The 26486-nt window shown below is 38.7% G+C and carries 25 protein-coding genes and 3 tRNA genes; 24 read left to right on the top strand and 4 right to left on the bottom strand.

Annotated features, from left to right (window positions below; all coding sequences use genetic code 11):
* Window positions 1–6 precede the first annotated feature (6 nt).
* From yabN to ACIQLB_RS22725, 6 genes are all read left to right on the top strand, one after another.
* Entirely contained in the window at window positions 7–1467 is a 1461-nt protein-coding gene (gene yabN / locus ACIQLB_RS22750; RefSeq protein ID WP_400730902.1) for a bifunctional methyltransferase/pyrophosphohydrolase YabN, read from the top strand.
* Window positions 1468–1471: 4 nt separating this feature from the next.
* Window positions 1472–1762, top strand: coding sequence for an RNA-binding S4 domain-containing protein (locus ACIQLB_RS22745; protein ID WP_400730901.1), 291 nt, complete (start codon window positions 1472–1474; stop codon window positions 1760–1762).
* 165 nt (window positions 1763–1927) lie between these two features.
* Window positions 1928–2227: a sporulation protein YabP gene (yabP, locus tag ACIQLB_RS22740; protein ID WP_004229167.1), complete on the top strand. Its 300-nt coding sequence runs from the start codon at window positions 1928–1930 to the stop codon at window positions 2225–2227.
* A complete protein-coding gene (gene yabQ, locus ACIQLB_RS22735; RefSeq protein ID WP_400730900.1) occupies window positions 2224–2715 on the top strand; it encodes a spore cortex biosynthesis protein YabQ in 492 nt (163 codons plus the stop codon). The genes yabP and yabQ overlap by 4 nt, the downstream gene beginning before the upstream one ends.
* Window positions 2716–2732: 17 nt before the next feature.
* The gene (locus ACIQLB_RS22730) at window positions 2733–3188 is read left to right on the top strand and encodes an FtsB family cell division protein (protein WP_400730899.1); all 456 of its coding nucleotides are present in this window, start codon (window positions 2733–2735) and stop codon (window positions 3186–3188) included.
* A gap of 134 nt (window positions 3189–3322) precedes the next feature.
* Window positions 3323–3778 (top strand): S1 domain-containing RNA-binding protein, encoded by a 456-nt coding sequence (locus ACIQLB_RS22725; RefSeq protein WP_400730897.1) that lies wholly within the window; start codon window positions 3323–3325, stop codon window positions 3776–3778.
* A gap of 190 nt (window positions 3779–3968) precedes the next feature.
* Here ACIQLB_RS22725 and ACIQLB_RS22720 read toward each other — a convergent pair whose 3' ends face one another.
* The 4 genes from ACIQLB_RS22720 to ACIQLB_RS22705 form a co-directional block, all read right to left on the bottom strand.
* Window positions 3969–4220: a hypothetical protein gene (locus ACIQLB_RS22720; protein ID WP_400730896.1), complete on the bottom strand. Its 252-nt coding sequence runs from the start codon at window positions 4218–4220 to the stop codon at window positions 3969–3971.
* Window positions 4221–4658: 438 nt separating this feature from the next.
* Window positions 4659–4730 (bottom strand) — tRNA-Glu (locus tag ACIQLB_RS22715).
* 5 nt (window positions 4731–4735) lie between these two features.
* Window positions 4736–4812 (bottom strand) — tRNA-Met (locus tag ACIQLB_RS22710).
* A 10-nt stretch (window positions 4813–4822) separates the two neighbouring features.
* Window positions 4823–4897: transfer RNA gene (locus tag ACIQLB_RS22705), tRNA-Gly, on the bottom strand.
* A 530-nt stretch (window positions 4898–5427) separates the two neighbouring features.
* Between ACIQLB_RS22705 and ACIQLB_RS22700 the strand changes: the two genes are divergently transcribed.
* The 18 genes from ACIQLB_RS22700 (at window position 5428) to ACIQLB_RS22615 (ending at window position 25702) form a co-directional block, all read left to right on the top strand.
* The gene (locus tag ACIQLB_RS22700) at window positions 5428–7821 is read left to right on the top strand and encodes a SpoIIE family protein phosphatase (RefSeq protein ID WP_400730894.1); all 2394 of its coding nucleotides are present in this window, start codon (window positions 5428–5430) and stop codon (window positions 7819–7821) included.
* Window positions 7822–7849: 28 nt separating this feature from the next.
* The gene (gene tilS, locus ACIQLB_RS22695; RefSeq protein WP_400730892.1) at window positions 7850–9256 is read left to right on the top strand and encodes a tRNA lysidine(34) synthetase TilS; all 1407 of its coding nucleotides are present in this window, start codon (window positions 7850–7852) and stop codon (window positions 9254–9256) included.
* Window positions 9257–9320: 64 nt separating this feature from the next.
* The gene (hpt, locus tag ACIQLB_RS22690; protein WP_400730890.1) at window positions 9321–9863 is read left to right on the top strand and encodes a hypoxanthine phosphoribosyltransferase; all 543 of its coding nucleotides are present in this window, start codon (window positions 9321–9323) and stop codon (window positions 9861–9863) included.
* A gap of 288 nt (window positions 9864–10151) precedes the next feature.
* The gene (ftsH, locus tag ACIQLB_RS22685) at window positions 10152–12176 is read left to right on the top strand and encodes an ATP-dependent zinc metalloprotease FtsH (RefSeq protein ID WP_400730889.1); all 2025 of its coding nucleotides are present in this window, start codon (window positions 10152–10154) and stop codon (window positions 12174–12176) included.
* A gap of 147 nt (window positions 12177–12323) precedes the next feature.
* Window positions 12324–13160: an aldo/keto reductase gene (locus tag ACIQLB_RS22680; protein ID WP_400730888.1), complete on the top strand. Its 837-nt coding sequence runs from the start codon at window positions 12324–12326 to the stop codon at window positions 13158–13160.
* A gap of 465 nt (window positions 13161–13625) precedes the next feature.
* Window positions 13626–14393 (top strand): type III pantothenate kinase, encoded by a 768-nt coding sequence (locus ACIQLB_RS22675; RefSeq protein ID WP_400730886.1) that lies wholly within the window; start codon window positions 13626–13628, stop codon window positions 14391–14393.
* 21 nt (window positions 14394–14414) lie between these two features.
* On the top strand, window positions 14415–15296 hold the full coding sequence (gene hslO, locus ACIQLB_RS22670) for an Hsp33 family molecular chaperone HslO (protein WP_400730885.1): 882 nt from the start codon (window positions 14415–14417) through the stop codon (window positions 15294–15296).
* On the top strand, window positions 15280–16251 hold the full coding sequence (locus tag ACIQLB_RS22665) for a peptidyl-prolyl cis-trans isomerase (protein ID WP_400730884.1): 972 nt from the start codon (window positions 15280–15282) through the stop codon (window positions 16249–16251). The genes hslO and ACIQLB_RS22665 overlap by 17 nt, the downstream gene beginning before the upstream one ends.
* A 263-nt stretch (window positions 16252–16514) precedes the next feature.
* A complete protein-coding gene (gene cysK, locus ACIQLB_RS22660) occupies window positions 16515–17444 on the top strand; it encodes a cysteine synthase A (protein WP_400730883.1) in 930 nt (309 codons plus the stop codon).
* Window positions 17445–17770: 326 nt separating this feature from the next.
* On the top strand, window positions 17771–19150 hold the full coding sequence (locus ACIQLB_RS22655) for an anthranilate synthase component I family protein (protein WP_400730936.1): 1380 nt from the start codon (window positions 17771–17773) through the stop codon (window positions 19148–19150).
* Window positions 19147–19728, top strand: a complete 582-nt coding sequence (pabA, locus tag ACIQLB_RS22650; protein ID WP_400730881.1) for an aminodeoxychorismate/anthranilate synthase component II — start codon at window positions 19147–19149, stop codon at window positions 19726–19728. Before ACIQLB_RS22655 ends, pabA begins: the two co-directional genes overlap by 4 nt.
* The gene (pabC, locus tag ACIQLB_RS22645; RefSeq protein ID WP_400730880.1) at window positions 19729–20568 is read left to right on the top strand and encodes an aminodeoxychorismate lyase; all 840 of its coding nucleotides are present in this window, start codon (window positions 19729–19731) and stop codon (window positions 20566–20568) included.
* A 13-nt stretch (window positions 20569–20581) separates the two neighbouring features.
* Window positions 20582–21436 carry a dihydropteroate synthase gene (folP, locus tag ACIQLB_RS22640; protein ID WP_400730879.1) on the top strand — a complete coding sequence of 285 codons (855 nt, stop codon included), beginning with the start codon at window positions 20582–20584 and terminating at the stop codon, window positions 21434–21436.
* On the top strand, window positions 21436–21801 hold the full coding sequence (gene folB, locus ACIQLB_RS22635) for a dihydroneopterin aldolase (protein ID WP_400730878.1): 366 nt from the start codon (window positions 21436–21438) through the stop codon (window positions 21799–21801). Before folP ends, folB begins: the two co-directional genes overlap by 1 nt.
* Window positions 21801–22322 carry a 2-amino-4-hydroxy-6-hydroxymethyldihydropteridine diphosphokinase gene (folK, locus tag ACIQLB_RS22630; protein WP_400730877.1) on the top strand — a complete coding sequence of 174 codons (522 nt, stop codon included), beginning with the start codon at window positions 21801–21803 and terminating at the stop codon, window positions 22320–22322. The genes folB and folK overlap by 1 nt, the downstream gene beginning before the upstream one ends.
* Window positions 22323–22443: 121 nt before the next feature.
* Window positions 22444–23484: a tRNA dihydrouridine synthase DusB gene (gene dusB / locus ACIQLB_RS22625; RefSeq protein WP_400730876.1), complete on the top strand. Its 1041-nt coding sequence runs from the start codon at window positions 22444–22446 to the stop codon at window positions 23482–23484.
* A gap of 232 nt (window positions 23485–23716) precedes the next feature.
* Complete coding sequence (gene lysS / locus ACIQLB_RS22620; RefSeq protein WP_400730875.1) at window positions 23717–25219, top strand: lysine--tRNA ligase; 1503 nt, start codon at window positions 23717–23719, stop codon at window positions 25217–25219.
* A gap of 210 nt (window positions 25220–25429) precedes the next feature.
* A complete protein-coding gene (locus ACIQLB_RS22615; protein ID WP_400730873.1) occupies window positions 25430–25702 on the top strand; it encodes a hypothetical protein in 273 nt (90 codons plus the stop codon).
* Window positions 25703–26486 lie beyond the last annotated feature (784 nt).

The raw sequence follows: 26486 nt of genomic DNA, 5'->3' as shown, positions 1-26486 counted from the left end.
GATTGATTGAATACTTTAACAGTTATTGGTCTAGGTGCGGGTGATTTTAATCAGCTGCAAATGGGGGTCTATAAAAAACTAAAAGCGGCTAGAAAATTATATGTTCGTACAGTGGACCATCCTGTATTAGAAGAATTATCAGCTGAGGGCTTACAATTTGAAAGCTTTGACGCAGTTTATGAAAAACATAATACGTTCCAGCCTGTGTATGAGGAAATTGCAGAAAATCTTGTGGCTACTACAGCAAATGAAGATGTAATGTACGCTGTACCGGGGCATCCGCTTGTCGCGGAGCAGACTGTACAACTGCTTATTGCCGCTGCGGAAGAGGGAAAAGTAAAACTAGTCATTGAAGGTGGGCAAAGCTTCTTAGATCCAATATTTGGTGCGTTAAAAATCGACCCAATTGAGGGTTTTCAACTGCTGGATGGCACTAGCTTTTCTATGCATGACATTAACATGCGTCAACATATTTTAATAGCCCAAGTATATGATACATTTAGTGCATCAGAAGTAAAGCTAACGTTAATGGAGAAATACGATGACGAATACCCTGTTACGGTCGTTACAGCAGCGGGCTCGTCACAGGAAAAATTAGTGACAGTACCACTTTATGAGCTCGACCAAAGCGTTGAGGTGGACAATTTAACAACGGTATATGTGCCGCCTGTGAAATCACAAGAGGACGCTTTACGAGACTGGACAACTTTCCGTCAAATTATTGCTGTTTTACGAGGTCCGAATGGCTGTCCGTGGGATCAAAAGCAAACACATGAGTCACTGAAAAAATATTTACTAGAAGAAGCACACGAATATTTGGCAGCAGTAGATACAGAGGATGACTTTGCGATGATCGAGGAGCTTGGAGATGTACTGTTACAAGTGTTCCTTCATGCACAAATCGGAGAAGATCAAGGTTACTTTACATTGGAAGATGTATTGGCTTCAATAAGTGAAAAAATGATTCGTCGACACCCGCATGTATTTGGAGATGTATCGGTGGAAGATACAGAGGGTGTTGTGGCAAATTGGGAAGTTATAAAAGCAGAAGAAAAGGGTATAAGTGATAAGCCGCTATTAAAAGAGGAATACCGGGCGTCCTCGGCTCTACAAACAGCATATAATTATCAAAAAAGAGCTGCGAAGGTAGGATTTGATTGGCCTGATGTAGATGGCGCATGGGACAAGTTTGCGGAGGAATGGCAGGAATTTCGTAATGAGGTGACGAAAGGTACTAATGCGTCACGTCTTGATGAATTTGGAGATGTCTTGTTCACACTTGTGAATTTAGCGCGTTTCTACAAGCTATCTCCAGAAGAGGCTATGTTACATGCTAATGAGAAGTTCGCGAGCCGCTTTGGTTATGTGGAAGCAAAGGTAAAGGAAAGCGGAAAACCGTTTTCTGATTATACATTAGAACAATTAGATGCTTTCTGGAATGAAGCAAAGCAGCTAGAAAAGGAGTGAAAATATGCGATTAGATAAATTTTTAAAAGTATCACGTTTAATTAAGCGTCGTACATTGGCGAAAGAAGTAGCAGACCAAGGCCGTATTACGATCAATGGTAAGGTCGCAAAAGCTAGTAGTACTGTTAAAGCGGGCGACGAGCTAGCCATTCGTTTTGGACAAAAAGTTGTGACAGCACGTGTAGAAGAATTACGTGATACTGTGAAAAAAGAAGATGCCGCAAAAATGTTTACTATTTTGAAGGAAGAGCGTCTTGAAAAAGTTGATCCTGAATTTATTGATGACGAGGACTAATTAAACTTAACAGCACCTAATAATGTTGGAGTCTTCTGAAGTTGTCGCTAGGCTTTTGCTATAAATGTTGGAGATAAAAGTGTAGCAACTTTAATAAAGTTGTCATGCTTTTAAGGTTGTCCGCATAAAGTGAACAGAAGCTAGGACGACTAAAGGAGGAAAAAAATGACGCTACATCAAGAAAGTAACCGTTACACAATTCCATCTGGAGAACATATTTTAACGATTCGTAATCGTAAAAGAATGGACATGACTTCTGTAAAATCAATTGAACGCTTTGATCAGGAAGAGTTTTTCATCAAGACGTCCCAAGGGCATTTGTTAATCCGTGGAGAAGAACTGCATATCGTTCATTTAGATGTTGACAAAGGGTTATTGACACTTGAAGGAACTGTAAAAACTTTACAGTACGACGAGGAGGAAAGTGGCTTCTCGAAAGGTTTCCTTCATAAGTTGTTTGGATGATTGTTAGTGAACAATTTGTTCAACTATTAGTCATGGTTTTGAGCGGTATAGCAGTCGGGTTCATTATTGATAGTGTAAGGCTCATGGTTTTTTCAACTCCAAAAAGGTCAAGCCTTCGAAGATGGATGATGGTATTTGAATTACTTACCTGGATTCTACTCGGGGGCATGACATACTATTTATTATTTTGGCTAAAAGATGGCGCTTGGCGGGCTTATGACCCGCTAGCGCAAATAGCCGGAATTTTTTTGTATCAAACGTTTTTTCAAACTTTTTTACGTTTCATCGCAAGGGTTTTGGTGAATATAACATGGAGGCCCTTGTGGTTCATCATACGATTAATAAGTGCTATCATTCGACAAATTTTTAATCTATTAATAAATATTGGAGCGTTTGTTTTAAGACCTTTTGTCAAAATTTATTCGTATTTGTCCAACACTTTTTTAAAAAAAATTCGATTTATCAAGTATAATAAAAGACAACAATAATTTTCGGAGGTGCGGGCATGACTATGCGTCGTTCATCAAATGATGACCAACAAAACTATACTAAACTTGATAATGACTATGTCCGTAACACGGATAAAGCTATAAATCGTAAAATTCAAGCGCGGAAACGGAAAATGCGCCGTATTGCTTTTTTTGCGATTATACCAGTCGTTATTATTGCCTTTCTCGTAAATATACTTTTTAATCAAAGTGAGACGCTAGCTGCAAAAGAGCAGAAAAAGGTTGAAGCGAAGGAGCATCTTTCTGATTTGAAAGAAGTGCGAGATTCGTTAAATCTTAAAATTAAACAGTTAGAGGATGATGAGTATATCGCAAAGCTATTACGCAAAGATTATTTTCTATCCGAACAAGGTGAAATAATTTTCATTATACCGGACGAAAAAGTTAAAAAAGGCGATGTACCTGATAAAAAAGACAACATGTCAGAAAAGAAAGGTAAAAAAGACGACTGAAAAGCTATGTATTGTTGACACTATTTTATTGTTATATATAATGAAAAGAGAAACTTATTGCAGTAAAAAGTTTGATTAAATTGATTACATGACTCAAATGAGTCGCTTAATTTTTAAGGAGGAGCATTTTTTTTATGTCAATTGAAGTAGGCAGCAAGGTACAAGGTAAAGTAACAGGAATCACAAATTTTGGAGCATTCGTTGAGCTGCCAGATGGCAAAACAGGCTTAGTACACATCAGTGAAGTTGCTGACAATTATGTAAAAGATATCAATGAGCATCTAAAAGTTGGAGATGAAGTTGAAGTAAAAGTGATGAATGTTGAAGCGGACGGAAAGATCGGTCTTTCAATCCGTAAAGCAAAGCCTCAAGCAGAGAGACCAGAGAGACCAGAGAGACCAGAGAGACCAGAGCGTTCAGCGCGTCCACGTCGCGATAATCGTTCTAATGATCGCAACGATCGTCATCAGCCAAAAGAGAATTTCGAGCAAAAAATGGCACGTTTCTTAAAAGATAGTGATGAACGCCTAGCAACACTTAAACGTGCTACAGAGTCAAAACGCGGTGGTCGCGGAGCTAGAAGAGGGTAGTTTGCTGACTGTTTTAATCGTAGAAAAAGTGTGTTAAATAGAGTTGGGATTAGCTTTTTAATAAAGCTAATCCCTTTTTTTAATGCTTGAATAGTATAATCCTCAAAAACTTCATAGAAAATGGTTGCCGCATACATCTCGTCTAGTCATAAGTCATAATAACTTTTCTAGTAAGGATATACGAATCTTCCTATAACGTGGATGTCGGTCTGTTCTTCTTTTTAGGAGCGGGTACGGGTGCTTGTTCAGAAAGTGTTTCTGAAGACTTTTCGGCTGGATTAACAACCATTTTGACAAGTAAAAACACACCGTAAACACTAACCGCTAATCCGGTGAGGAGTAAAAATATTTGTACAGCAAATGGTAAATTAATAAGAATGGATACGAGTATAATCATAGAGCCACTTCCACAAATTAAAGCAGCTTTAGTTAATGAACTCAAAGGGAATAAACCTCCTAGTTAACACGCTCTTTTCATTATTAGTATGCCATATTTTTCAGCTCATCACCATAACATGGGTTGATTTCCGTTTCGGCCGGGCGCTTTCTAAGGAGTGTCCGATGAGCCGCTAGGGACAGCAAGTATTTTTATGTGCGAAAGCGAAGCGGCAGCAACAACGGGGTTTTGTCTGTGCGAAAGCGAAGCGACAGCAACAACGGGGTTTTGTCTGTGCGAAAGCGAAGCGGCAGCAACAACAACGGGAAGTTGGTCATGAAGCCGTATCGTAGCACTTCCTTTACTGGTTGCTCCAGGGTCTCAGACAGTAAAAAATAAATGTGATATTTCTAGTATTCACTAGCAATTATGCCTCGGCATAATTGCGTACTAACCTCAAAAAAATAGGCGTCTCAGAAATTATTCTGAGACGCCTATTTGAGATGACCCCTACGGGATTCGAACCCGTGTTACCGCCGTGAAAGGGCGGTGTCTTAACCACTTGACCAAGGGGCCTACTATGGTGGCGGCCGAGGGGATCGAACCCCCGACCTTACGGGTATGAACCGTACGCTCTAGCCAGCTGAGCTAGGCCGCCATTAAGATTATGGAGCGGAAGACGAGGTTCGAACTCGCGACCCCCACCTTGGCAAGGTGGTGTTCTACCACTGAACTACTTCCGCGTTCTTTTTAACAACAAGTTAAATAATACAAGCCTTTGTTACTAACGTCAAGTAGTTTTTTAAAAAAAATTAATAAAAATATATGATTTTATAAATTATTTAAAGATTAGCTAACGAAAAGAGGGGAATTATCTTGAAATGGGAAATTTATCAAACTTTTTGTTCTTAAGTAGAAAAGTATCAGTGTAACCGCTGACTATAGTATTTTGACGAAATAGGGAGCATTGACCAATGAAAAAGTAAGGGTGAACACACACTAGACCTCTCAGGGCATAGATTTTGTAACGTATGTCATGTAATGAAGGTAGAGTTTAGTTACTGGAATTTTCTTAATTTTTAAAACCTATCGTATAGAAAGAGATGTTTCTAATCTTGTGCAGCAAATAGTTTTTGTAGAAATTGTTGCCATTTCTCGTATTTATGCATATGTATTCGTCGAAATGTTTATATTTTTTTCTGCCACCGTCAGACAATCTTTCCATACATAATTTTTTATAATAGCTCCAAAAGTGCAGAAAGGGGATAGTGAAATGACGAGTATTGAATGGTATAACACGGCAAATGTAGATGAACAAAAATTAGGAGTGAAAAAAAGGCAATTGCTAATCGGCTCTTTATTTTTTTTAACATCCTTCTTTTTAGCTCAGTCTGTTGTATTTGAAGCGGCTGTACCTTTCTCGGTTCCTTTTTGGGCAATTATTCGAACGAAGTATAAGGAATATCCCAAATATGTTTTGTTCGGTAGTCTGATAGGATGTTTTTTCCTTGGCTTTGGACAAGTCTTCATTTTAGCATTGCAAATCGTCATGTATGAATGTATCATGCGCTTCCGTTATTGGCAGCTACCACAAAGTATAGCAGTCTCCTTAGCGGTACTACTTGTGCAGATAATGTGGCAGGGAGTTATGTATCAAGGTTTACCACCGGTGCTTGTTCAATTTTATGTAGGTTGTGAAGCGGCTTTAGCTCTTATTATGACGCTGTTTATGCAAGTGTTATTTGTCAATTCTCATGAGTGGTTTACGACTCATTGGACTTATGAGAAGCTAGGCTCTGGATTAGTTGTATTTGCTGCTATGCTTACAGGGATGCAAGCAGTTGTCATTAGCTATTTTTCACTTCCCATTTTTTTATTACAACTATTCATTTGCTTCGGTGCGTTAGTAGGAAGTGTACCATTAGCGACGGTTATCGGAGCCGTGCTCGGGACTCTCATAGGTGTTGCAAAACTTTCATTTACGGGTATGCTGTCTGTAGCCACCTTAACTGGATTGTGTGCAGGGATGGGGGCTCGCGTTGGAAGATTTGGTGTAGCAATTGGTAGTGTTTTGCCAAGTGTGTTTTTTTTATTTTACGATGCAACATTGCCGTTAGATAGCGTTTATTTTACATCGATTGCTGTTGGGAGTTTTGTTTTTCTAACCATCCCAAAAAAATATTCTGATAAGGTTCGGGACAAGCTGTTTCCGCAGCGCGAGGAGGTTTTACTCGCCCGTCAAAATTGGTTAACAGAGCATGTTGCGTTTAAATTAGAGCATTTTCAGCATTTTGTACAATTTATGAAGGAGCTTGTGTTTGAGCGCTTTATGACAGCCCCAATAGAAGAGGCGAAAGAAGTGTCACCGATGAATACATGCTTAAGCTGTTTCCGCTATGATCGCTGTTGGGGAGCGCAAAGTAATGGAATGGACAAGCTAATGACAGACTGGTTTCATATGAAGGGCGTTGGGAAGGATTCTTCTCTTCATCGTGTCGAAGAACAAATACGCTATAAATGCGTAAAATCAACGAAAATTTTCGAAGAATTGGAAACGGAGCTGTATAGAGAGCGCATTAATGGACAGTATTTTCATGGTAAGAAAATGATTGCGCTTCAGCTACGCGATATGAGTAATCATCTAAATCAATTAATAGCGGAGATGAAAGAAGAGACTATTTCATTCGTTAGTGTGGAAAAGGACATTACCCAACGATTAAAGGATGCGCATATTGAATGTTTTCAACTAGATGTGCTAAGTAATAAGCCGGGAGCGCGAAAAATTGTCTGTGCTTTAGCACCAGCACGAGTCAATTGGGAGGAAGACACAACATTAGCTGAACGGATGATATTGCCAATTTTATATGACATTTTTGAAGAACCATTTGAAATTGAAAAAGTAGTAGCAAGTGATATACCATTTCGTCACATTCAAGTAAGCTTTAGATCAGCTATTAGCTTTGAAGTAGAGTATGATATATACAGCATGTCTAAAGATGCGACATTATATTCGGGTGATTCCCATGCATTATTTCAATTACATCCAGGACTATTTGCGATTTTATTATCAGATGGTATGGGTCAGAGTAAAGAAGCACAGCATGAGAGTAGAAAGTTAATACATTTAATGCGAGAATGTTTAAATTACAATATGAACCCGGAGACTGCAATGCATACGTTGCATTATGTCATGTCCCTAAAGCAACAAAATGATATGTATGCAACACTTGATTTCGCACTTGTCGATTTACAACACGGTGATTTATGGTCGTGGAAGGCTGGGGGAATGTCTACGTATATTTTACGTGGGAAAGAGGTGCTGAAGGTTGAAAGCAATGCAGCGCCAGTAGGCTTTTTATCCATTTCAGCAGTCGAGGCTGAAAAAAGAAAGCTTAAAGCGGGCGATGTAATTTTGATGCACTCTGATGGATTATTTTCAAGCGTTGATGATTGGGACGAGCAAGAAGAGGCATTTTTAGCGTATGCGCAGCAGGTAGCAGGCACTACTAAAACTATCCAGGAAAAACTAACGACGATTATGCAATCTTTCCAATCTTACTACGCCATTGAAGACGATTGCACTGTATTGATGCTGGAGGTTACACATGTTGTACCTACATGGGCTGTATTTAGGCCAGTTCAACACTCTATGAGCAATTCATCATAAAAGAGAACGAAAAGGGGAGGAGAAGCGTTTGTCACTTGAATTAAAGATCAAAAAATTTATCGAAGAAGAGCAATTATTACAGCAAGACGATCATCTTCTCATCGCCGTTTCGGGTGGAGTGGATTCGATGGCTTTACTCCATTATTTTGTCAAAACAAAAGAGCAATGGGGAATTACGGTAGAAGCCGTACATGTGGATCATATGCTAAGAGGTGAAGCATCTGCTGAGGACAGAGCTTTTGTCCAAAAATATTGTGATGAGTATGGTGTATACTTATATGCTAAGGCAATTCCAATACCAGAGATTATGGCTTTAGAAAATGGGAATACACAGCTTATTTGTCGTAGAGAACGGTATCAATATTTTAAAGAGGTCATGGAAAAAAGAAATGTTAGTAAGCTTGTAACTGCACATCATGCGGACGACCAACTGGAGTCAGTATTAATGGCCCTGACAAAAAATGCAACGATAAATAGTATGCAAGGTATACGTTCACAACGTATTTTTGAAGGAAAAACATTAATTCGTCCGTTTTTAACGGTTACAAAGTTCGAAATAAGGGAATATTTACTTAAGCAAGGTTTAGATTATCGGGAAGACGCTAGCAATGCTAAGGACACCTATGTACGCAATCGTTTTAGACATCATGTGGTGCCTTTGTTGGAGGCAGAAAACCCACGAGTAACAGAGCAGGTGACCCATTTTACAAAACAATTGCAGGAAGACGATGCCTATTTAATGACATTGGCGAAGGATGTATTTTCTAGAACAGTAAAAAGAATAGACGGAAATACATATAGCATGGAAATTAAGGCTCTTCAATTGGTACCACTTGCTTTACAAAGGAGGCTCATTTTAATACTATTAAACTATCTTTACAAAGATTCTAATACGATACAAAGTTATGCTTTATTGACTTCGATTTCAAAGCTTTGTGATACGACAGCAGGGTATGCTGAAGTTCACTTGCCAGAAGATTTTATAGCAGTTCGCCGATACGGAAAATTAACGATTCAGAAGAAAAAGCCATTAGAAGGTCAAGCTTCTCCTGAGAAAAAGATTATTTCGACTGCTAATGGGTGGACAACACTGACGAATGGTGAACGTTTATGCGTAGTCGAGTTGCCTGATTTATCGTCTGAAATGCTGACGGATACTGCACAACTTTTTTATTTTAACGCTAGCAAACTCAAACTTCCACTCTATGTTAGGGCGCGTAAGGAAGGGGACAGAATACTGTTAAAAGGAATGGATCAGCCAAAGCGCTTATCTCGCCTTTTTATAGATGAAAAGATTCCTTTAAATGAGCGAAATAGCTGGCCGTTACTGATTTCTCACTCTGATGAGGTCGTGGCGGTAATTGGTGTGCGTATGGGAATGTTTTTTTCAATCTCTCCGCAACCAAACGATGATACAGTGCTCATCGTAGACTAAGGTCTTTGTAAAATTTCACCACAAATGGTTGAACATTTTTTTATACACACGAGGAGGAATCGCTATGTTACAAAATGACATCGAAAAAGTTATGATTACAGAAGAACAATTACAAGAAAGAATCGCTGAGTTAGGAGCACAATTGACAGAGGAATACAAAGATTCATTCCCGTTAGCTGTTGGTGTTTTAAAAGGGGCAATGCCTTTTATGACAGACTTGATGAAACGTTTCGATTCTTTCATTGAACTAGATTTTATGGATGTTTCTAGCTACGGCAATGCTACAGTTTCATCAGGGGAAGTTAAAATTCTAAAGGATTTAAATACAAGCGTTGAGGGGCGTGACGTATTAATCATCGAGGATATCATTGATAGTGGCTTAACGCTAAGCTATTTAGTTGACTTATTTAAATACCGCAAAGCAAAATCCATCAAAATCGTTACTTTGTTAGATAAACCATCAGGTCGTAAAGTAGACTTAGGTGCTGATTATGTTGGTTTTAAAGTACCGGACGGTTTTGTTGTAGGGTATGGTTTAGACTACGCAGAAAAATACCGTAATTTACCGTATATCGGCATTTTAAAGCCAGCAGTTTATTCTTTCTAACAAGTAAGAAGTTAACGAAAGAACACCAGCTATGAAAAGTAAGAGTCTCCAGCGAAGGGCATAGATTTTTGGTTTTTTTAACATAAATCAAAAAATCTAGGCACATTGTTTCTGAATGAAGTAATGGATACTAACGCTGGAACATAGTAAATAAATGCATAAATATGTTTCGATTTCGACAAAAATCGCACGAAACTTTTTTTATGTAGGGCTTTTCGTTGTATGATGAAATCATGATATGTTAAGATTTTACTTATAATTTTTCTGTTTGTAATGAGGAGGCTGGAGATGAATCGAATATTTCGATATACCATATTCTATTTACTGATTTTCTTAGTGATTATCGGTATATTTGGTACTTTCAATGGTGGAAAAGCACCAACGAAAGAGTTAACTTATCCTGAGTTTCAAGATGCTCTAGATAAGAAAGAAATAACAAGTGCTACAATTCAACCTGATAAATCAGTATACATCGTTGAAGGTACATTGAAGGGGTATGAAAAGGGGCAAAGCTTTACGGTGAATATCCCTCGTGAAAACCAATCTTTAATGGACCGCATCGATGAGGCTGCTAAGGATAAGAATAGTAATATTAAATATTTAACAGCGCCAGAAACAAGTGGATGGATTCAGTTCTTTACAGGAATTATTCCTTTCATCATTATCATTTTCTTATTCTTCTTCCTAATGAGTCAATCTCAAGGTGGCGGTAATAAAGTGATGAGCTTTGGTAAAAGTAAAGCTAAACTTTATGACGATCAGAAGAAAAAAGTTCGTTTTACAGATGTAGCGGGTGCTGATGAAGAGAAAGCAGAGCTTGTAGAGGTTGTTGACTTCTTAAAAGATCACCGTAAATTTACTGAAATAGGTGCTCGAATTCCAAAGGGTATCTTACTTGTAGGGCCTCCTGGTACAGGTAAAACATTACTTGCACGAGCGGTGGCAGGTGAGGCAGGCGTACCGTTCTTCTCGATTTCAGGTTCTGACTTCGTAGAAATGTTCGTCGGTGTCGGTGCATCACGTGTTCGTGACTTATTTGAAAATGCAAAGAAAAATGCACCTTGTATCATCTTTATCGATGAGATTGATGCAGTAGGTCGTCAACGTGGCGCAGGTCTTGGTGGTGGCCATGACGAGCGTGAACAAACATTGAACCAATTGTTAGTTGAAATGGATGGTTTCGGGGCAAACGAAGGTATTATTATTATCGCTGCAACAAACCGCCCAGATATTTTAGATAAAGCGTTATTACGACCTGGTCGTTTTGACCGTCAAATTACAGTAGGACACCCTGATGTAAAAGGTCGTGAAGCGATTCTAAAAGTACATGCGCGTAACAAGCCTTTAGCGGATACAGTGGATTTAGCAGCTGTTGCACAACGTACACCTGGATTCTCAGGTGCCGACTTAGAGAACTTGTTAAATGAAGCTGCACTTGTAGCGGCTCGTAAAAGTAAACGTACAATTAATATGGCAGATATCGATGAGGCATCTGACCGAGTAATTGCAGGTCCAGCAAAAGCTAGCCGCGTTTACTCAGCGAAAGAGAAGAAACTTGTATCCTTCCATGAAGCCGGCCACGTAGTTGTTGGTTTAGAGCTAGATGAAGCAGATACAGTACACAAAGTAACAATCGTCCCTCGTGGCCAAGCTGGAGGTTACGCGATTATGTTACCGAAGGAAGAACGTTTCTTCACAACAAAACAAGAACTACTAGACCGTATTGCTGGACTTCTTGGTGGTCGTGTGGCAGAGGAGATCGTACTTGGTGAAGTATCTACTGGGGCACATAATGACTTCCAAAAGGTAACAAGTATTGCACGTGCCATGGTCACTGAATATGGTATGAGTGAAAATCTTGGTGCAATGCAGTTTGGCTCAAGTCAGGGTGGGAATGTATTCCTTGGTCGTGACTTTAATTCAGATCAAAACTACTCTGATTCAATCGCTTATGAAATTGATAAGGAAATGCAAAAAATTATCGATTCTCAATATGCGCGTACTAAACGAATCCTAACTGAAAAACGTGGATTACTTGATTTAATTGCTAACACATTAATGAAAAAAGAAACATTGAATGCTCAAGAAATCGAGCATTTACGTGATCACGGTGTCTTACCGGAACCAGAGGTAGAAAAGGTTGTTGAAAAAGCTCCTAAAGCTGAAGCTCAACCAATATTAGATGTAGTTGGTGAACAGGCTGTTCAAAAAGAATTGCTTAGCAATGAGCCGGATCCAACAACAGCTGATTTACCTAAAGAAGGTAGAGAGTCGAATGATACACCAAAAGGTATCGATGAAAAGCGTGATTAATATGGGAAAGACTGTTTACGATTTTAGTAAGCAGTCTTTTTCTTTGCCTTTTTTCGGTATTAGGTATTACGATAGAACCTATATTACGCAGCTGCGTATATAGGTTCTTAAATATTTTAGGACCAAAATAGATAGGAGTGTTGAAACGTGGGAAACGTAACATTGAATAATGGTTTAGAAATGCCGTTAATCGGCTATGGCGTTTTTCGAGTACCTGAAGGGGATGACTTGGCTGAGGCGGTAAAAACAGCTATTGCAAAAGGTTACCGTAGCATTGATACAGCTCAAGTATATCGCAATGAAGAGAGTGTTGGACGAGGAATTCGTGCAGCGATTGACGAGGGTTTAGTAACACGCGAAGAACTATTTGTAACATCAAAGGTTTGGAATGATGGACTCTCCTATGAAGAAACACTTGCAGCTTATGATAGTAGTTTAGAGAAATTAGGATTAGATTATTTAGATTTATATTTAGTTCACTGGCCAGGTATAGATACAAATTATGTTGATGTTTATAAAGCGCTTGAAAAAATCTATCAGGATGGACGCGTACGCTCAATTGGTGTTAGTAATTTCCATGTCCACCATTTAGAAAATTTATTAAAGGAAACATCAGTTATTCCTGTTATTAATCAAATTGAATTTCATCCGCACTTAACTCAAGAGGAAGTTCGTGCCTATTGTAAGGAAAAAGGAATACAGGTAGAAGCATGGTCACCACTAATGAATGGTTCTTTATTAGAGGAATCATTGATTCAGCAGCTAGCTTCTAAATATGGCAAAACACCAGCGCAAATTGTATTACGCTATGATGTGCAACATGGTGTAGTTACTATTCCAAAAACAATGACTCCTGCACGTATGACGGAAAATCTAACGGTCTTTGACTTTGCATTAACAGAGGAAGAAATGTCCCAGTTAGATGCACTAAATGATGGACTACGTTGCGGACCAGACCCAGAAAAATTTAATTTTGGCTCATAACCAATAGTGGATATGCCATTTGATAATATGTATACCATGTACAGTAGTTGATTGGAGTGGAGGCTGGGCGACTCCTTGGGGATCAGCGGCTCATCGGACGCCCCTAGGAAAGCGCCCAACCGGAACGGAAATCAACCTGACGTTTTGGTAAAAGATTTAATTGAAAATAATATGAATGGAGCTACCTAATATGAGGGTAGCTCCTTTTTGGAGTGAGCATGAATGCTATTTCATAGGAATAAAAATGTGGTATCATTTTCTAAAGTGATTTAACTTCTTTAGGTAAGCACAAAACCTATTCCGGGCGCATTGTTTATCTGTGTGAAAGCGAAGCGACAGCAACAATTATGCCGAGGCATAATTGATTATGACTTTTTGTGCATGAGTATGCATTGTTTTAGTTGTATCAATCACATAGTGACAGGTACAATTACGATGAGGGGCAATAAATAGGAGGCATCAATCATGATTTTAGTTTTAGATGCGGGAAATTCGAATATCGTATTAGGTGTCTATGATGAAAACGATCAATTGGCCTTCCATTGGCGTATGGTGACAGACCTTCATAAAACAGAAGATGAATACGCAATGCAAGTTTTATCTTTCTTTAATCATGCAGGCATTTCATTTGAACAGGTTACAGGCATTATTATATCCTCTGTTGTACCACCAATAATGTTTTCATTAGAAGCGATGTGTCAAAAGTATTTTCGTAAAAAACCGCTCGTTGTAGGACCAGGTGTGAGAACAGGATTGAATATTAAATATGAAAACCCACGTGAAGTTGGTTCAGACCGCATAGTGAACGCTATTGCAGCTCTTGATGTTTATAAAGCACCACTGATTATTGTTGATTTTGGTACTGCCACAACATATTGTTACTTAAACGAAAAGGGCGATTATATGGGCGGTGCTATCGCTCCGGGTATTTCGATTTCAACGGAGGCGCTCTATACACAGGCAGCTAGATTGCCGCGTATTGAAATATTGCGCTCTACACATATTGTTGGAAAGACAACCGTATCTGCGATGCAGGCCGGAATTTTTTATGGATTTGTTGGACAAGTTGAGGGAATTGTAAATCGCATGAAAGCACAAAGTAAGGAAGAGCCTTTAGTAATTGCTACTGGAGGATTAGCAAATTTAATTGCTGGGGAGACGCAAGCTATTGATGTAGTTGACCCGTTTTTAACATTAAAAGGCTTATATAAGCTATATAAACGCAATCAATAAGAAATGAGGGACATTCCATTTATGAAAGACTATTTAGTACGAGGTTTAGGGTTCAACGGACAGGTTCGTGTTTTTGCAGCTTGTACAACAGCAACTGTAGGAGAAGCGCAACGTCGTCATAATACATGGCCAGTTGTGTCGGCAGCCCTTGGTCGTTCTATGACTGCTGCGGTGATGATGGGTGCCATGTTAAAAGGTGAGGAAAAAATCACTGTTAAAATTGAGGGTAACGGTCCAATCGGTCCAATGGTAATTGACAGTAACGCGCATGGTGAAGTACGTGGCTTTGTAACAAATCCTCACGTTCATTTCGATTTAAACGAGCACGGTAAGCTTGATGTTCGAGCAGGTGTTGGATCAGAGGGTGCATTAACAATCGTAAAAGATCTTGGCTTGAGAGACATGTTCTCTGGACAAACACCAATTGTATCAGGTGAAATTGCTGAGGACTTTACTTACTATTTCGCTACGTCAGAGCAAGTGCCTTCATCAGTTGGATTAGGAGTTTTAGTAAATCCTGATAACACAATTCTTGCAGCTGGTGGCTTTATCCTTCAATTAATGCCAGGCTGTGATGAAGAGACAATCAATGAAATTGAGCAGCATCTTGCTTCTTTAGAGCCTGTTTCAAAAATGATTGAAAAAGGTTTTACACCGGAGCAAATTTTAGAAGCTGTATTAGGAAAAGGTCATCTACAAATTTTAGATTCCATGCCTGTAGAATTTAAATGTCAATGTTCAAAAGAGCGATTTGGTGCAGCGATTTTAGGGTTAGGGACACAGGAAATTCGAGAAATGATTGAAGAGGATGGAGAAGCAGAAGCGCAATGTCACTTCTGTTTAGAAACATACCATTTCTCAAAAGAAGAGTTAGAAGGATTTATAGATGAGCTCAAAGCGTAATCGACGACCTTTATCCGCTGTAACACCCAACCAAACGCCCTTATTGCAACGCCGTCTTAAGACAAAACCTGCTTTAACAGTTATTGCAATCTTATTATTAGGAAATATTTTATGGGTTATTGCTTGGTTAATCCCTAATAAAGACCAGGAAATTGGTAGCGACGAGCAAGTCGCTACCGTTGACGGGGATATTATTACACGTCAAGAGTGGATGGTTGCCATGGAAGAACGCTATGGTAAAGAGACGCTACAAAACTTAGTGAATGAATCTGTGATGGAAAAGGCAGCTAAAAAGTTTAAAATACAAGTATCGGATAAGGAGATTGATTTAGAATTATCCTTAATGCGTTCTGCTCAAGATAAATTTGATACTGCAATGCAAAACCTTTCGTCCGAGCAACTGCGACAAAAAATACGCTCACAGCTTATTTTGGATAAGGTACTGACAAAAGATGTGGTTATAAAAGAAGGTAGTATTGAAAAATATTATGAAGAAAATCAGGCGCTGTACAATACAAAAACAAGCTATCGTACGAATTTTATAGAAGTGGATTCAAAAAAAGCTGCTGAGGAAGCATTAAGTGAAATGAAAGATGCCTCTGATTTTTCGGTGTTAGCACGTGAAATATCAGTAGACAGTGCGTCAGCTAGCTTAGGCGGAGATATTGGTTTCCTAACTGAAAAACAGGAAAATGTCGATCCAGCCATTTTAAAAGCAGTGAAGGCTTTAAAAGCAGAAGAGGTTAGTAAAGCATTTAAACTTGCTAACGGTCATTATGGAATTGTACAAGTTCAAGAGATAACAGAAGGACAATCCTTTACATATGACGATGTGAAAGAACATATTGAACGTGAGCTTGCGTTAGAGCAATTGCCACAACATGTTACACCGGAATCGTTTTGGTCTGAATTCAATGCAACTTGGTATTACGGAGAAGCGAAAAAAGGTAAATAACAGATTGCTCTAAAATGAGCTTGAAAAATCTGCAAGATATCTGTGGGAAAAGTGAGCCAGGGAAACCCCTGCAGACGTTTAGCGTCAACAGAGTAAAGGCTACCCTAGGATATTGAGCGGATTTTTTTTACCCTAGTTTAGATTGGTTGCAATAAATATTCTGAAAATATAAGTTATATTTATTGACAATCGAATGGAAAAATTGATAAAATCAAAATAAGTAAAACCTATAAAATTAGTAGGGATTAGGAGTGGATTGATAAATGAGTAGATTAGCGAACTCAGTAGCCGAATTAGTTGGTAAAACACCAATTGTTAAATTAAATCATGCAACAGGTGAAAATGAAGGTACTGTTTATGTAAAATTAGAATACTTTAACCCAGGCAGCTCAGTGAAAGACCGTATAGCTTTAGCGATGATTGAAGCAGCTGAGAAAGACGGTACATTAAAGCCAGGTGGTACAATTATTGAGCCTACTTCTGGAAATACAGGTATTGGTCTTGCGATGATTGCTGCAGCTAAAGGCTATAAAGCTATTTTAGTAATGCCAGAAACAATGAGCTTAGAGCGTCGCAACTTATTACGTGCATATGGTGCAGAGCTTGTATTAACACCTGGACCAGCAGGTATGAAAGGTGCAATTTCTAAGGCGGAGGAATTATCTGCTGAGCATGGCTACTTCTTGCCACAACAATTCACGAACCCTGCTAATGCTGTTGTTCACCGTTTAACAACAGGTCCAGAAATTGTAGAAGCTTTTGAAGGTTTGAAACTAGATGCATTTGTTGCTGGTGTTGGTACAGGTGGTACAATTACGGGTGCAGGTGCTGTGCTAAAAGAGAAATACCCAGATATTGAAATTATTGCTGTTGAACCAAAAGATTCACCAGTACTTTCTGGCGGTCAACCAGGGCCTCATAAAATTCAAGGTATCGGAGCTGGCTTCGTACCTGAAGTATTAGATATAGATGTATACTCTGCTGTATTCCCAGTCGAAAATGAGATTGCTTTCGAGGTAGCTCGTAAAGTAGCACGTGAAGAAGGCATCTTATGCGGTATTTCATCAGGTGCAGCTATTCACGTTGCTATTGAGGCAGCAAAACGTTTAGGTAAGGGCTCAAATGTTCTTGCAATCGTACCTTCTAATGGGGAACGTTATTTATCAACACCTTTATATCAATTCGAAGACTAATCTAATTATTTGTACGTCAAGGCTCCTTTAACGAGGAGCCTTTTTATTTGTTAATGAATTTATAGATATTTAAGTTATGGATAACCAAGGCTATAGTTTTCGTCTAGGCTAAAACGCTACATCCTAGAGGTCGCTTGTCGAGTATAAACGGATGCTTTAGTGGAATTGGGCTTAATGGTTCTGATGTAGAAATATTCAGCAATTAAATTGATCGAGACTATTGAAAAATATTCGCTTCCAGGCAATATTCAAGTTAAGATGGAATCACATCATATGACTTAAAGGGGAATAGCAACTTGAAGACAATACTAACGAAAACAATATCGATGGATGCAGACTCGTTTTTTTATAGTTATAAGAAGCAAACAGAAGCAGAACACGCACATGTATTTTTAGAAAGTGGACGCGGGGGACATTTTACAATAGCTGCTTGGAATCCGCTAGCTACAGCTCAATCGGTCGAAAATGGTTTGCTTGTAAAGTGGAGAAATGGTGAGACTGAAAATTTAATCGGTGAACCTCTTGCTTTGTTAGAGAAATTAGTGGAGAACTATCACATTTCATATAATGCGGAGCTTCCTGTTTTTCAAGGTGGAGCTATCGGGTTTGTTACATACGATTATGCTCGTAAAATTGAAGTGTTACCTAATACTGCTGTAGATGATTTACAGATACCAGATATCTATTTTTATATATTTGATTGCTGGGCAGTACACGATGTGAAAACCAATAAAGTAACGCTTATGAAGCTAGCTGATTGTCATGTAGATTTGGAAGAATGGGCTAATGTGTGGCAAGGGGCAGTGCAAGAAGGATTGCTTACACGTAAATTTGAAAAAACAAGCGCTGTAGAAATAGTAAATGACGAAAGTGAATTGTTAGTATCATTTGCTGGGACTGCTTTTGAGGAAGCGGTAAGTAAAATCCAAACATACATAGCGCAAGGTGATGTATTTCAAGTGAATTTGTCGGTACGTCAATCCAAAAAGTTAAACGCAACTGCAATGGATGTATATGAAGCGTTACGTGCATTTAATCCTTCACCCTACATGGCTTATATAGAAGCACCCGATTTTGCTGTCGTTTCTGGTTCACCAGAGCTATTGGTGAAGCGTCATGGTAAAGAGTTGTCTACTCGACCGATTGCTGGTACACGACCAAGAGGGAAATCGGAGACAGAGGATTTAGCATTAGCACAGGAATTGATTGATAACGATAAGGAACGTGCTGAACATGTAATGCTTGTTGATTTAGAGCGTAATGATTTAGGAAGAGTATCTACATATGGGACGGTTGAAGTAGATGAGTTCATGGTGATTGAACGCTATTCACACGTAATGCACATTGTTTCCAATGTACGAGGAGAAATAGCTGAAGGGAAAACAAATGCAGACGTTATCCGCGCCATGTTCCCAGGTGGAACAATAACAGGTGCACCGAAAATTCGTACGATGGAGATTATTGAAGAATTAGAACCAGTAAGACGAGGGTTATACACGGGTTCAATTGGCTGGTTAGGCTTCACAGGGGATATGGAATTTAATATTGTTATTCGTACAGCATTTGTTAAAGATGGAATAGCGCATATTCAGGCAGGAGCAGGTATTGTTATTGATTCTGTTCCGGAAAGAGAATACCAAGAATCTTTAAATAAAGCGAAGGCGATGTGGCAGGCAAAGGCAATGGCAGAGGAGCGAGCAAAATGATTTTAATGGTTGATAACTACGATTCTTTTACGTATAACCTAGTACAGTATTTTGGGGAATTTGGTCATGAATTAGTGGTAAAAAGAAATGATGTATTGACGGTGAAAGATATTGAGCAGCTTGCACCAGACATGATTGTCATTTCTCCAGGGCCATGTAGCCCAAATGAAGCGGGTGAAAGTCTGAACATTATTAAGTATTTCGCGGGAAATATTCCGATTTTAGGAGTTTGCCTTGGCCATCAAGCCATCGCTCAAGTCTTCGGAGGGAATGTTATACGAGCTGAGCGTTTGATGCATGGTAAAACATCACCTGTGTTACATGCTGAAATAGGTTTGCATAAGGGGATGCCAAATCCATTTGAAGCTACTCGTTACCACTCCTTAATTGTAGAGAAGGAAACGTTACCGGCATGTTTTGAAGTGACGGCATGGACAGAAGAAGGCGAAATTATGGGCATTTGTCATAAGGACTATCCAATTGAGGGAGTGCAATACCATCCTGAATCGATTATGACGGAGCAAGGTAAAAAGCTTCTACGCCAGTTTATAGATTTGTATGTTGAGGGAGCGAAGTAAATGCTGTGCTGGATGAATGGAGACTATATAGCGGCGCAGGATATGCGCATTTCACCATTTGATCATGGATTTTTATATGGGTTAGGCTTTTTTGAAACGTTCAGAACGTATAAGGGCAAGGTGTTTTGCTGGGAAGCACATATGGGAAGGCTGCAAACCGCGCTTTCTCAATATCGTATTCATATGCCGTATACTGACGGGGATTTACTGAAGGTTGTTCAGCTGTTAAATGAACAGGCCAATGGACAGGATGGGTATTTTCGTATAAATGTCTCAGCTGGAGAGCATAGTATCGGTTTACAGCCTGCTGCATATAGACAACCGAATGTTATTGTTTTTCGCAAAGAATTACATGATACACCTCGAGGTATGGAAAAAAACGCACAATGGCTTGTAACACCGCGTAATACTCCTGAAAAAGGGCTTCGAGTGAAATCACATCATTATGGCAATAACGTTCTTGGGCGGTTTGAGATGCCATCTCTGGCGCAACAAGAGGGCTTCTTTTTAACGGAAGGTGGCTTTGTTGCTGAAGGTGTAACATCAAATATCTTTTGGGTGAAAAATGATATACTATATACGCCTTCCTTAGAGACTGGTATTTTACCTGGAATTATCCGAGCGTGGGTAATAGAGCGAGCACAATCTCTAGGGATTAAGGTAAAAGAAGGTTTCTTTACTAGAGAGGATGTAGAGCAAAGCTCAGAGTGCTTTATTACCAACTCTGTACAAGAACTTGTTCCGATTCTTAACTTAGAGAGCAAGCAGTTATTAGGCAGTAAAGGGCCTGTTTATTCGCGTTTACATGAAGCATTTATCAATGAAGTGGAACAAGAATAGAAGGAGAGTTAACATGCTAGAAAAATATACAACACCATTAACTATAAACGGTATCACGTTAGACTATACAACAGAAACTTTTGTGATGGGTATTTTAAATGTTACACCAGATTCATTTTCAGATGGGGGAAAGTACAATAAAGTAGAAGCTGCTGTTGCACAAGCAAAAAAAATGGTAGCTGAGGGTGCTAAAATTATTGATGTTGGTGGAGAATCAACACGGCCAGGTTATGAACGTATTTCCGATGAGGATGAAATCGCACGAATTATACCGGTTATTCAAGCGTTAGCAACTGAGGTACCAGCAATTATTTCGGTTGATACGTATAAAGCGAACGTAGCGCGCGCAGCCATTGAAGCGGGTGCACATATTATTAATGATATTTGGGGAGCAAAGGCTGAGCCCGAGATTGCTCAGGTTGCTGCAGATTTAAATGTACCGATTATTCTAATGCATAATCGAGATAACACTGATTATGGTGCTGATTTCTGGGTGATGGCAAAAGCCGACTTAGAGAAGAGTATTGCTATTGCCCGGAATGCAGGTGTACCGGATCATCATATTATTTTAGATCCGGGCATAGGCTTTGCGAAAACTACCGCTCAAAATATAGAAATGATGCAGCATTTAGAGGATTTAGTAGCGATGAGTTATCCTGTTTTGCTAGCGACTTCACGTAAATCAATGATTGGTAATGTCTTACAGCTACCTGTCGAGGAGCGTATAGAAGGTACAGGAGCAACAGTTGTTTACGGTATTGAAAAAGGCTGTCATATGATTCGTGTACATGATGTAAAAGAAATGGCGCGAGCTACACATATGGCTGATATTTTAGTTGGTAAGCGTACGTATAAGGAGGAAGCGTAATGGACTATATTCATTTAAAGGATATGCAATTTTACGGCTATCACGGTGTTTTAGCAGCTGAAACAACACTCGGTCAACGCTTCCGAGCGAATGTTTCACTTGCTGTAGATATGACAAAGGCTGGCGAGACTGATGACTTAAATTATACGGTAAACTATGCAGAGGTTTATGCGTTATGCCGTGATATCGTAGAAGGTGAGCCGTTCAAGCTTATTGAAGCACTTGTATTAAAAATAGCCAACAGTATTTTAGAGACATATGCAGAAAAGGTTAAAGGAGTTCGCGTGGAGCTTATTAAACCAGACCCACCGATCCATGGCTATTATAAAGAAGTATCGGTAGAGGTAACGAGAGGTGAATACTAATGAATGATGTGTATTTATCGATTGGTACAAATATGGGAGATCGGTTAGAAAACCTACAGCATGCTGTTAAACTTTTAAAGGGCGAAGAGGGAATTGAAGTTGTACACATTTCTTCAGTTTATGAAACAGCTGCTGTCGGGTACACTGACCAAGCAGACTTTTTAAATATTGCTGTTTATATTAAAACGAGTTATTCATCTGCCGACATGCTGAAAATTTGCCAATGGGTTGAAAGTGAACTAGGGCGGGTTCGTGAATTTCGATGGGGCCCACGAATCATTGACCTTGACATTTTGCTCTACAATCACGAAAATATTGAAACAGAGAGCTTAATTGTTCCACATCCAAGAATGTACGAGCGAGCTTTCGTATTAGTACCACTGATAGAAATTACGCCTGCACCAGTAGGAAAACAGCTGCAAAGGGCACATGGTATAATGCAACAGGTGGATTGTGAAGAGGAAGGCGTAACTTTATGGCAAGCATCAGCAGAGCTGAAAATTATGCAGTCTGTTAATTAAGTTTCTAATCCTTAAATTAAAGCCTCCGGACGCAATTATGCCGAGGCATATTTAATTGTATTGCATTTACGATAGATATATATAGAAATAGGTGAAAACCTATAGAAGGGGGAAAACATCGTTGAGTCAGACAACTGAGAAGCCGTTTCAAATTGGCGATATAGTCATGGACAACCGTGTCGTATTAGCGCCAATGGCAGGAATCTGTAACTCTGCTTTCCGTTTAACTGTTAAGGAGTTCGGAGCAGGGCTAGTATATGCAGAAATGATTAGTGATAAAGGGATTGTCCAGAAGAACGAAAAAACACTAGGCATGCTTTATATCGATGAGCGTGAAAATCCACTTTCATTGCAAATTTTTGGTGGTGATAAGGCAACACTAGTAGAAGCGGCCAAGTATGTAGATGAAAACACAACTGCCGATATTATTGATATTAATATGGGCTGCCCAGTTAATAAAATTATTAAATGTGAAGCGGGCGCTCGTTTACTTTTAGATCCTAATAAATTATATGAAATGGTAGCGGCTGTTGTAGATGCAGTAAAAAAACCTGTCAGCGTAAAAATGCGTATTGGTTGGGATGACGAGCATATTTTTGCTGTTGAGAACGCACAAGCTGCCGAACGCGCTGGTGCTTCAGCAATAGCTGTTCATGGACGTACACGTGTACAAATGTACGAAGGAAAAGCAAATTGGGATATCATTCGTCAAGTGAAGGAAAACGTAAAAATCCCTGTGCTTGGTAATGGTGATGTAGAAACTCCTCAAGATGCAAAACGCATGCTTGATACTACTGGGGTGGATGCAGTAATGATTGGACGCGCTGCTCTAGGTAATCCATGGATGATTTATCGTACTGTTCAATACCTTGAAACTGGTGAGTTAAAGGAAGAACCAAGTGTACGTGAAAAAATTGATGTGTGTTTACTTCACTTTGAACGCCTTATGCAATTAAAAGGAGAAGGTGTGGCAGTACGTGAAATGCGTAAACATGCTTCATGGTATTTAAAAGGTATTCGCGGTAATGGTAAGGCGCGTAATGCGATTAACCAAACAGAAACTGCGGCAGAGCTTCGTGCACTATTAAATGGACTTGTACAAGACTATGAAGAGCTTGAATCTAAATTAATAGTACCGGAAGCAAAAGAACTAATTATTTAACTTCTTTCAGCAGGTGTCCGAACATCCGCTGAAAGAAGTTAAATTGATTAAATTGAAGAGGCGTCTCATGGTTCGTTTTGAGACGTCTATTTTTTTATCAACTTTAATTTTTAGAATTATTAATCATTTATTCTCTTGTGGAAATTAAATCGAAACAGATGATTACAGCAATAAAATTGTGTACAATAGAAATATTATGGACGTAAATGCAACGCGGACAATTTTATAAGGAGTGAAACAAGTGTCAAACATAGAAGAATTAAATGATCAGCTTTTGGTGAGACGTCAAAAAATGACGGCTATTCGAGAAAATGGTCAAGATCCATTTGGTAGTCGTTTTGAACGTACGCATTTATCAACAGAAGTACGTGAACAATTTGCAGATCAAACAAAAGAGCAGCTAGAAGAAAACCTTCAAGAAGTAGTTATTGCGGGTCGTATTATGACGAAACGCGGTAAAGGAAAAGCTGGCTTTGCACATATTCAAGATTTAGGTGGCCAAATTCAAATTTACGTTCGTCAGGATCATGTTGGCGAAGAAGCATATGAATTATTTAAACAAGCTGATCTAGGCGATATCGTAGGTATTCGTGGTAATGTATTCCGAACACAAGTAGGAGAGCTTTCAGTAAAAGCTGAAGGATTTACATTCCTATCAAAAGCTTTACGCCCTATGCCAGAAAAATTCCATGGCTTACAAGATGTTGAACAACGTTACCGTCAACGTTATTTAGATTTAATGACGAATGAGGATAGTAAAACAACATTCATTACACGTTCTAAAATTATCCGTGCTATTCGCAATTATTTAGATAATGCAGGATATTTAGAAGTAGAAACACCAATGCTTCATACAATTGCTGGTGGTGCAGCGGCTCGTCCGTTTATTACACACCATAATGCACTTGATATGGAATTATATATGCGTATTGCAATCGAACTGCATTTGAAACGTCTAATTGTTGGTGGACTAGAGAAAGTATATGAAATTGGTCGTGTTTTCCGAAATGAAGGGATTTCAACACGTCACAATCCTGAATTCACAATGATTGAGCTGTATGAAGCTTATGCAGACTACAAAGATATTATGTCTCTAACAGAGAACCTTATTGCTCATGTAGCTCAAGAAGTTTTAGGTGCTACTACAGTACAATACGGTGAAGATGAAATTAATCTTGCTGTAGGCTGGAAACGAGTTCATATGGTGGATGCAGTAAAAGAAGCTACAGGTGTAGACTTCTGGCAACCTATGACTAAGGAGCAAGCTCAAGCACTTGCTAAAGAACATGGAGTAGAAGTTAAAGAAACTCATGAAGTAGGACATATTATTAACGAGTTCTTCGAGCATAAGATTGAGGAGACTCTTGTTCAGCCTACATTTGTTTATGGTCATCCAGTAGAAATCTCACCTCTAGCAAAGAAAAATCCAGAGGACGAGCGTTTCACTGACCGTTTCGAACTATTTATCGTTCGACGCGAGCATGCAAATGCCTTTACAGAACTAAATGATCCAATTGACCAACGTGAGCGCTTTGAAGCTCAGTTAGCTGAAAAAGCAGCTGGTAATGATGAAGCACACGAAATGGACAATGATTTCATTGAAGCATTAGAATACGGTATGCCTCCAACAGGTGGATTAGGTATTGGTATCGACCGTTTAATCATGCTTCTTACAAATTCACCATCAATTCGCGACGTATTATTATTCCCAACAATGCGCCATACTACTAAATAGTAGTTTTAAAAGGTTATCTTGAAAAAGCAGGAGTCGAGGTGCAGAAGAAGCACTAAGACTCCTGTTTTGCATCTTCTGTGATGAAATAAATTAGAAAGAATTAAGTAGAGTATTTAAATGATGAATGAATATAAGGTATACTTTTAGAGTTCTATAATTTGCAGATTAAATAGAAATAGACATTATCAAAAGTTTTATTGGAGGCTTATAATGAATTATAAAATCTTTAACAAACAAGTATTTGAACAGGCACAAGTACGATCAGTTTCAGATGTCCTGTTAACTGAAGAAGAGCTTGAACATGGTATGAAATTAGCGGTTTCTAAGTCGGACCCAACTCTTACTTTATATTTAGTGGATGTAGATGGTCAGAAGAAATTCGATGTCCGTTGGGATGATTCCTCTGAAATTTTCAGCGGCTGGTATTCGGCGTGGGATAATTTCACTTGGTGCCTAGATATAGTCGAGGGACAAAATAATTAATTAACTTAGTAGATTTTTAGATTTAAGTTTAAAAAACAAACTGCGTTTGAAAAGGGAACATATTATTGTATCTTATTCGGATTTCTTTTCCTTGTTATTTTGTAGCAGAACAATAAAGGTAAAGAAGTAACAAACATGAATAAGTAGGAGTCGAGGTGCAGGAGAATCACTTTGGCTCCTTTTTTTTCGCGATTGAGTAATTTGTAAGGGCAATGACGCGTTACAATGTGTGTGTGATCGTTGATGCTTTTTCAAGGGAAGCTTGAGAAAGTGTTCTTTAAAAAGGCTTTATTTTGATTTCTTCTTATTTAGTTTGTTGAGATTTATGAGAAGGGGATGTATAGTAAAACAAATAAAGTGATAGCTAGAAGATTATAAGAATTAATAAGTGCTCGAAAAAACGTAAAATAGCTTTCTAATTCTATTTTTATAAAAAAAGATAATTTTATAGCGAAAAACACTTGCGATTGTATTGGAATCATGATAAATTATTACTTGTCGTTAAGACGACGCAAGAAATAAAACGGATTGAAAAAATCATCGAAAAAGATGTTGACATTTAAATCCTAGATTGATATTATATAAGAGTTGTCACTTTTAGAAAAGAAGTTAAAAAAACTTCTAGAAAAAAAGAGTTGACAACGAAAATGAAAAAATGTTATACTATAAAAGTTGTTGAAATAAAGCGACAACGAAATGAACCTTGAAAACTGAACAAGCAAAACGTAATCAATAAAGTTTTTAGTAGCTAACCTTGAGTTGGTGAACGAAACAAAATTTTGGA

It is taken from the genome of Lysinibacillus sp. NPDC092081 (genome assembly GCF_044755845.1).
Lineage (GTDB): Bacteria > Bacillota > Bacilli > Bacillales_A > Planococcaceae > Lysinibacillus.
The sequence above is the reverse complement of the archived record's forward strand: the minus strand, read 5'-3'. Positions and strand labels throughout refer to the sequence as shown.